This is a genomic window from Pseudonocardia spirodelae (assembly GCF_037727765.1).
Lineage (GTDB): Bacteria > Actinomycetota > Actinomycetes > Mycobacteriales > Pseudonocardiaceae > Pseudonocardia > Pseudonocardia spirodelae.
Genome location: NZ_JBBJUP010000022.1, coordinates 89,599 through 97,696 on the forward strand (window position 1 = coordinate 89,599; position 8,098 = coordinate 97,696).

Genomic DNA, 8,098 nt, shown 5'->3' on the forward strand with positions numbered 1-8,098 from the left:
GTTGCTCCGGCGCACGGCGCCCGCCGCGCTCACCCGCGCACCGTGCTCAGCAGCAACCGGCGGAAGGCCTCGACCGGCGGCGACACGTGCGCGCTGGCCCGGGAGACCACGCCCAGCTCGCGGACTGCGCCGCGGTCGGCAACGGGGACGGTGAGCCCGTCGCCCGCGGCCAGCCTCGGCAGCAGTGCGACCCCCATTCCCGCCGCCACCATGCCGTGCACGATCGCCAGCTGCCCGGTTTCCAACACCAGCCGTGGTCGGACGCCGGCCTCGGCCAGCAGCTGGTCGGCGAGGTCGCGCAGCCCGTAGCCCGCACGCATCCCGACGATCTCCTCGCCGGCCAGCTCGTGGAGGGCGGCCTCCTCGAGCCCGGCCAGCCGGTGCCCGTCCGGAACCAGCAGCAGCACCGGCTCGCGGACCAGCACGTCCGTGTGCAGCCCGCTCAGGGCCACTGGCATCCGGGTGATCGCCAGATCCAGTTCCCCGGAACGCACGAGCTGCTCGAACTCCCGCGAGACGTCGTGCTCGACGATCCGCACGTCGACCCGTGGGTGCGCGCGCCGGAACTCGGCCAGCACCTCCGGCAACATGCGGGCGCCGATACTGGGCAACACGCCCACCCGCACCTCACCCTCGCGCAGCCCGCTGACCTCGGCCACCCGCTGCCGACCGCGGTCAAGCTGATCAAGAGCGAGCTGAGCGTGCTCGAGCAGCGCGGACCCGGCCGCGGTGAGCACGACCTGCCGACTGGTGCGCTCGAAGAGCCGCGCCCCGACGTCCTGCTCAAGCTTGCGGATCTGCACCGACAGTGACGGCTGAGACAGGTAGAGACGCAAGGCTGCGGCAGTGAAGCTGCCCTCGTCCGCGACGGCAACGAAGTAGCGAAGTTGATGCAGCTCCATAGATCACCTCATACCATCCGATTCAGACTATCAAGATGGTAGCGGGGCGACAACTGATCGGACGCCCGTCTGCCGGCCACAACCGACGGGCGCGACCCGGCCGACACACGCCCGGCGCGACAGCCGAGACCTCGCCGCGAGCCCGGCGGCGATGATCACGGTCACCGCGGACGGAGACCTCCGGGACGAGCGGCGCGGGTGACCGATGACGAGCCGCTGTCGACGCCGGTCAGTCCGGTGTGGGCAGCCACATCTCCCAGGCGATGCCGTCCGGGTCGCAGAACGAGACGAACTCGGCGTAGCCCGCGTCGCGAACCGGGGAATGTTCGATGCCGTGCTCGGCCAACCGCGTCGACCAGGCGTCGAGGGTGGTCCGGTCCGGCACGGTCACCGCGACGTGGTCGAGCCCGGTCCGTTGCGGGTCGAACCGGTCACCACTACGTCGGTGAGGCTCGTGGATGCCCAGCGTCAGTCCGCTGCCGGGATGGCGCGTCAACCGCCGGGGATGCCCTTCGGCCGGCGGCCCCTCAGTGACCTCACCGATCCGCTCGAATCCGAGCACGTCCTCGTAGAAGTGCACGCTGGTCGTCATGTCCCGCACGACCAGCGCGACGTGGGCCACGCCGGAGAAGCTCGCGATGCTCACTGGATCCAGATCGTCTTGGCGTTGACGAAGGACTGCGGGCCGAAACTCGCGAGCTCACGGCCGTAGCCGGAGTTCTTGGCTCCGCCGAACGGAACCTCGGGCGTCGACTCGGTGATCTTGTTGATGTAGACCATGCCGCTCTCGATCTCATTGGCGAAGCGCAGCTTCTCGTCCTCGTCCCGGGTCCATGCGCTGCCGCCGAGGCCGAACGGCGAGTCGTTGGCGATGGCGATGGCGTCGTCGACCTCACGGGCGCGGAAGACGAGCGCGACCGGCCCGAAGAGCTCCTCATTGAGCCGCTCGGCGGCCCCGCGATGTTGGCTGGCTGCCCGATCTCCTCGGTGACCCGTTCCACCAGGTCGTCGACATCGCTGGTCCGCACCAGCGGCTCACCCAGCGATTCGTGCATGCTCTCGCTCATCCGACACCCCACGCCGAACACTACAAGCGGCAGCTCGCCGCCATGGTGTGGAGCGAGTCGGGGACCAGCGCGACGCAGTGCGCGCGCATCTGAGGCCACGATACGCGGGGCGCCCGGTATGAAGGCGAGTCCCGCTCGGGTGGCCCGACCACGCCGCCGCGGTTCGATTGTCCTGCTCTCCGCGCGAGCACCGTCGACCGCCGAGGCCCACCGAACGGGGCCCGGCCGAATCGGACCGGCCGGCGCTGCGCTCAGGTACGGACAGGGTGTCGGGCGAGCCTCTACAGCCCACAGTAGACACCATCGTGATCAAATAGAGCGATCGTCAAAGATCTCCGTCAAGGGCAATATCTGCAGGTCAAATGGAACGAGGGCGGCATCACCATAAGGTGAAACCGCCCTCGAACTACCGTCGGGACGACAGGATTTGAACCTGCGACCCCTTGACCCCCAGTCAAGTGCGCTACCAAGCTGCGCCACGTCCCGGCCACCCCTCGCGGGGCGTGTAGAACCTTACCGCACCCCGTACGCGATTCCGCCGGGGGTGTCGTCGCCCGGCTCGACGCTGCGCACCATGGCGACCGCCTCCAGCTGCGACCCCACGTCGAGCTTCGCGAGCACCGCCCTGACCTGCGTCCGGACGGTCGGCAGCGACACCACGAAGTGCTCGGCGATGGCCTGCGCACGTACCCCCGCGGCGAGCAGGTCCAGCACCTCGCGCTCGCGGCGGGTCAGGGTGGCGAGCCGGTCGCGCACGCCGCGCTCGCGCCGGTCCCACTCGAGGTAGCGCGCCACCAGTTCGTCGCGCCGGCTCACGGGCAGCAGCGAGCGTCCCTCCAGCGCCTCCCGGATCGCGGCGACCAGGGCGGGCATCGACGCCGTCTTCGACACCCAGGTGAACGCGCCGTGGTGCAGCGCCGCGCCGACGCGGACCGCGTTCGAGCTGCCGGACAGCACGAGGACCCGCCAGCCCTGGGCGCGCAGCGCGGGGATGAGCGGCACGGAGTCGATACGGCGGCCGTCGGCGTCGCGGCCCAGGTCGAGGTCGAGCACCAGCAGCCCCGGGTCGACCGAGGCCACGGCGCGCCGCACGTCGACGACCGAGTGCGCGGGCCGGAACCCGGCCGGCAGCCCCTCGTGGCGCAGGGCCAGTGCGAGTGAGGACCCGACGAGCTCGTGGTCGTCGACGATCAGCACCGTCCCGGTCGTCGGCAACGCCGCCGCCGGGAGGTGCGACACCCGCCCGACCCCCACACGGGCGGGTGTCACGTCAGTGCTCCGAGCGTGAGCAGCCCGCGCCCCAGCAGCGCGGTCCGCCGGTCCAGCGCGGCGACCTCGTTCTCGTAGGCCATCGGGCGGGACCGCAGCTCCCAGAGCTCGAGCGCCTGCCGCCAGGCCACCTCCCGGGCCAGGACCACCGGGACGTCGGCGACAGTGCCGAGCAGCTGCTCGGACAGCGAGACGGTGCCGGGGTCCGCGGTGTCGTAGCCGTCGAGGAGACGGACCATGTGCAGGGAGAACACGTCGTTCACGGCCCGGTAGTCCGCCCGCTCGGCGGGCCCCGGGCCGCTGCGCCCCAGCACCGTGCAGGTGCGGACGACGGCGGGCGCGAGGTCGTAGTTGACGTGCGCGTTCACCCCGACCACGGCGAGCTCCAGCGGGGAGACGCGGCGGTCGTGGCGCCGGTCGAGCAGCACGCCCCAGGAGCGCGGCGGGGTGCCACCGCCGGCGTCGGCGAGCAGCGCGTGGAAGTAGCGGCGGGCGAACTCGACGTCGAACCGGACCAGGAAGTCGCGGTCGGTGAACAGGTCGTCGTCGAGCTGGGCCCGGATGCCGCGGGTGATGCGGGTGTAGAGACGGTTGAACGCGCCGACGCCGTCGCGGGGGCCGTAGGCGTCGTCGACGATCTCCTGCAGCGCCTCGAGGTGGGCGACGACGCCGTCGATCGTCTCCGGCGTGGTCGCCAGCATCGCCGCGACCCGGGCCGCGCCGGCCGCGGCGGCGCCCGGGTCGGCCGGGGTGTCGATCGTCGCCGTCATGGGTGCCTCCGAACTCGCTCGATCAGGTGACCAGCGTGCTCGACGGCGACCGGTGGGGCATCGGGCGAATGACCTACTCCCGGTGTTCGCGCAGCACGGCGGCGGCGCTGGTGCGGTTGCCGACCCCGAGCTTGGCGAAGATCGAGGCGAGGTGGGCGCCGACCGTGCGGGGCGCGATGAACAGCCGGGTCGCGATCTCCTTGTTGGTGGCGCCCTCGGCCAGCACGTCGAGCACCTCCCGTTCCCGGTCGGTGAGCTGCGCCAGCGGCCCACCGGCGTCCGCGGGCACCGGCGCGGCGGCACCGGGCAGGCCGGGCACCACGACCCGGGCCCGGCGGGCGACGCCGGCGATCTCGGCGAGCAGCGGCCCGGCGCGCAGTCCCGCGGCCAGCTCGGCCGCGCGGCGCAGGTCCGCCGTGCCCTCCGCCGCGCGCCGCCCGGCGAACAGGGCCTCGGCGCTGCGCAGCCGCGCGTACGCCCCGGGGTAGGGCTGGCCGAGCCCGTCGAGGACGTCGGCGACGCCCCGCCAGGTGGCCGGGTCCGCGCCCGGCGTCACCCGCGAGTCCTCCGCGACGCACATCGCCTCGTAGCTCTGCAGCACACCGCGCAGCGCCGGCTCGGAGCGGTCCGCCCGCTCGGCGAGCTCGCGGCGGTGGCGGCGCAGGCGCCGCACGGCGCCCGCCTCCGGTACCCGTCCGGCGAGGACGGCCTGGGCGTGGGCGCGGGCGCCGTGCCACAGCAGCGGCGCGACCGCGAAGACGTCGTCCACCCCGGACTCGACGATCTCCAGACCGCTCATGACGTGCGCGAACGCCGAGTCCGGCCGGCCGCGCCACATGTCGAGGCCGGCCCGCAGGATCAGCAGCGGGAGCCGCTGCTTCGGCAGCCCCGCCGACCCGACGACGAGCTCGGCGGCGGTGAGGTCGACGTCGGAGCCGTCGAGGTCGCCGCGGCCCATCCGCAGCCGGGCCCGGGACAGCCGCAGCTCCACCAGCTGCGCTCCCGACGGCGCCGCGGCCCGCGCCGTCGCCACCTCGCGCTCCGCGTCGTCCCACGCCCCGGCGCGGAACAGGCCGTTCGCGGCGACCACCCGCAACGACACCGACGCGGTGCGCGCCAGCCCGAGTGCCGCCATCCGCTCCGCACCCGCCCGGGCCTCGGCGACGCCGTCGTCGAGGGCGTTGAGCGGGCCGGAGTGCAGCTCCGCGCGCCGGACCAGGCAGTCCCCCAGCGTGACCGGGTCACCGCTCGCCTCGGCGACGGCGACGGCCTCGGTCAGCGCCTCCAGCCCGACCGCGCCGTCGCGGGCGGAGGCGGCGGCGAAGCCGAGCGTCGCGAGCACCGAGGCCAGCGCCCGCGGCTCACCGACGCGGCGGGCGGCCGCGAGCGCGTCGGTCGCCACGGCCCGCGCGCCGGTGAAGTCGGCCCGGTCGAGCAGGGCGGCCGCGTGCCCGGCGAGCACCTCCACCCGGGCCTCGTCCGGCTCGCCGCCGTCGGCGGGCAGCGCGGCGACCGCGCGCCGGAACGCGTCCTCGGCCTCGGTGAGCTGCCCGGCGGCACCGAGGTGGCGGCCCAGCCGGGCGCGCAGCACCGCCAGGGCCGTCCCGGTGGGCGCGTCGGGACCGGCGAGCCGCTCGGCCAGCAGCGCGACGGCGGCGTCGTGGTCCCCGGCGAGCGCGGCCGCCGCGGAGGCCCGTTCCAGGTACCCGCCCCGGGCGGCGACGGCACCGGGCAGCGGCAGGGTCGCCGCGCGCAGCCAGTGCCGGTGCGCCTCGGCGTAGCCGCGCAGCCGCTCGGCCTCCTCGGCCGCGGCCAGCGTCGCGGTCAGCGCCTCGGCGGGGCGCCCGGCGAGCTGCCAGTGGTGCGCGAGGCGCGCCGCGGCCCCGGGCCGGCCGTCGACGCCGTGCAGCGCCGCCGCGTAGCGCCCGTGCAGCTCGACCCGCTCGGCCGGGAGCAGGTCCGCCGCGACGACCTCGACCATCAGGCCGTGGCGCAGCGCGTAGCCGTCGGCCCCGGCGACGACGACGAGGCCCGCGTCCGCGGCCTCCCGCACCGCCGCGGCCAGCTCCGCCCCGCCGAGGTCGACGACCGCGGCCAGCAGCGCGTGCTCGACCTCCCCGACCCCGGCCGCGACCGCGCGCACCACCGCGACGGCGGCCGGGGACAGCGCCGCGACCCCCGCGCGCACCAGCTCGCGCACGGTCTGCGGGACCCCGCGCGGGTCGCCGTCGAGCACGGCGCGCACGGTCTCGCGGGCCAGGAACACGTTCCCGCCGGAGTGCCGCCAGACCAGGTCCTCGACGTCGGGGCGGTCCGGCGCCCAGCGGGCGACCAGCTCGGCCAGCTCCGTGCGGGGCAGCGGCTCGATCCGGGCGAAGCGCACCCCGCGGTGGCGGCGCAGCTCCCCCGCCAGGCCGAGCAGGTCGGCCGGTATCCCGCCGGCCGGGTCGTCGCGGTAGGTGCCGACGAGCAGGACCGGCGCCGTCGCCGGGACGGCCAGCAGGTAGGCGAACAGGTCGCGGGTGGAGCGGTCCGCGCGGTGCAGGTCGTCGACGACGAGCACGACCGGGGCGCGCCCCGCCACCCGGTCGACGACCGCGGCGAGCTCCTCCAGCATCTCGACCCGGCCCGACGGCGCGTCCGCCGCGCGCCCCGCGAGCTCGAGGCGGTCCAGCGCGGCGCGGACGATCCGGGCGACCGCGCCGCGGCCGTCGCGGGCCTGCTCGCGCAGCGCGGTGACCACCGGCCAGAACGGCGGCGCGTCGGCGATGTCCAGCGCGCGCCCGCTGAGGACGACGGCCCCGCCCGCGGCGGCGGCCCGGCCGAACTCCGCGACGAGCCGGCTCTTGCCGACGCCGGCGTCGCCGCCGAGGAGCACCGCCGACGCGCCGCGGGTCGTCGCGTCGCCCAGCGCGTCGTGGAGCGCCTCCAGCTCCGAGACGCGGCCGTGGAAGACCTCGGTCCCCGCCCCCGTCACATCGGAGGAGGCTAGTTGTCGTGACCCGTCAGGTTGTTGACGGGAGCCGGCTGATCGGGGGTCGGCCGCCGAGAGCGGAGTGGGCTCGTTCAGTGTTGTAGTGGCGGGTCCAGTCGTCGAGTGCGGCTCGGCGTTCGGTGTTGCTGGTCCAGGGCCGGGCGTAGGCGAACTCGGTGAGCAGGGTGCGGTTGAGCCGCTCGACCTTGCCGTTCTGCCAGGGGCATCCGGGTCGGATGAACCGGCGCCGGATCCCGAGCCCGACACACACCTGCGCCCAGGTCCGGCCGCGGCGGTAGGCCATCGCGTTGTCGGTCAGGACCCGCTCGATCTGCACGCCCTGGTGGTGGAACCAGGTCGCGGCGCGGTGCAGGAACTGGGCGCAGGTCGGCTCGCGCTCGTCGGGTAGCGCTTCGATGTAGGCAACCCGGGAGTGGTCGTCGACGGCGACGTGGAGGAAGTCGTAGCCGGTCGGGGTCTTCTTGTGTCGCTGGGCCACCATCGCCGCGCCGTCGCGGCCGTGCAGGCGCCAGCCGCCGCCGTCGGGGATCCGGCCGAGCTTCTTGACGTCGATGTGGAGCAGCTCGCCGGGACGCGATCGCTGGTAACGGCGGCCACCGCGGCGTTGGCGGACCGGAGCGCCGGTGATCGGGTCGGTCGCCGCCAGCGGCGCCACCTGGTGGCGGTGAAGGATCCGCCCGACGGTCGAGGCGACCAGCCCGAGCTCGCCGGCCAGGAACACCGGCCCGCGATGACGAGACCGGCGCAGCTCCAGGACCCGGTTCTCGACCTCGGTGTCGGTGCGGGTCGGGCACCGGTGTGGGCGACTGGAGCGGTCCATCAGCCCGGTCCAGCCCTCGGCGCGGTAGCGGCGGATCCACTTGTAGACCGTGGCTCGTGAGACCCCGAGTTGTTCAGCGATCCGGGCTGCGGGCCAGCCGGCCAGGAAGCGCTCGACGAGCAGCCGGCGGGCATACGGGGTCAAGCGGGCGTTACGGTGCGCCATCGAGGGCCTCCGGTGTGCGCGGTGGATGCGTCAGACACACCCACCCCGCCCTGGAGGCCCTCCCTGATCAAGTCGACACGCCGCCGTCAACAACGTCCGGGGTCACGACA

General features: G+C 74.6%; 6 protein-coding genes, 1 tRNA gene and 1 pseudogene. All 8 read right to left on the reverse strand.

What is annotated here, in order from left to right; all coding sequences use genetic code 11:
• Positions 1 to 29: 29 nt before the first annotated feature.
• Complete coding sequence (locus WJX68_RS22525; protein WP_340294390.1) at positions 30 to 902, reverse strand: LysR family transcriptional regulator; 873 nt, start codon at positions 900 to 902, stop codon at positions 30 to 32.
• A gap of 229 nt (positions 903 to 1,131) precedes the next feature.
• Positions 1,132 to 1,524, reverse strand: a complete 393-nt coding sequence (locus tag WJX68_RS22530) for a VOC family protein (RefSeq protein WP_340294392.1) — start codon at positions 1,522 to 1,524, stop codon at positions 1,132 to 1,134.
• Positions 1,525 to 1,544: 20 nt separating this feature from the next.
• A pseudogene (locus tag WJX68_RS22535) lies at positions 1,545 to 1,835 on the reverse strand (aldehyde dehydrogenase family protein); the annotation flags it as partial.
• 546 nt (positions 1,836 to 2,381) lie between these two features.
• Positions 2,382 to 2,455, reverse strand: a tRNA-Pro gene (locus WJX68_RS22540).
• A 27-nt stretch (positions 2,456 to 2,482) separates the two neighbouring features.
• On the reverse strand, positions 2,483 to 3,208 hold the full coding sequence (locus WJX68_RS22545; RefSeq protein WP_340294394.1) for a LuxR C-terminal-related transcriptional regulator: 726 nt from the start codon (positions 3,206 to 3,208) through the stop codon (positions 2,483 to 2,485).
• 26 nt (positions 3,209 to 3,234) lie between these two features.
• A complete protein-coding gene (locus tag WJX68_RS22550; protein ID WP_340294396.1) occupies positions 3,235 to 4,008 on the reverse strand; it encodes a DUF5995 family protein in 774 nt (257 codons plus the stop codon).
• Between the two features lie 73 nt (positions 4,009 to 4,081).
• Positions 4,082 to 6,985 (reverse strand): helix-turn-helix transcriptional regulator, encoded by a 2,904-nt coding sequence (locus WJX68_RS22555; protein ID WP_340294398.1) that lies wholly within the window; start codon positions 6,983 to 6,985, stop codon positions 4,082 to 4,084.
• 28 nt (positions 6,986 to 7,013) lie between these two features.
• Positions 7,014 to 7,988: an IS481 family transposase gene (locus tag WJX68_RS22560; RefSeq protein ID WP_340294400.1), complete on the reverse strand. Its 975-nt coding sequence runs from the start codon at positions 7,986 to 7,988 to the stop codon at positions 7,014 to 7,016.
• Between the last annotated feature and the right edge of the window lie 110 nt (positions 7,989 to 8,098).

Coding starts and splice junctions, on each gene's coding strand:
- WJX68_RS22525 (WP_340294390.1), bottom strand. CDS start 902: ATGGAGCTGCATCAACTTCGCTACTTCGTTGCCGTCGCGGACGAGGGC.
- WJX68_RS22550 (WP_340294396.1), bottom strand. CDS start 4,008: ATGACGGCGACGATCGACACCCCGGCCGACCCGGGCGCCGCCGCGGCC.
- WJX68_RS22560 (WP_340294400.1), bottom strand. CDS start 7,988: ATGGCGCACCGTAACGCCCGCTTGACCCCGTATGCCCGCCGGCTGCTC.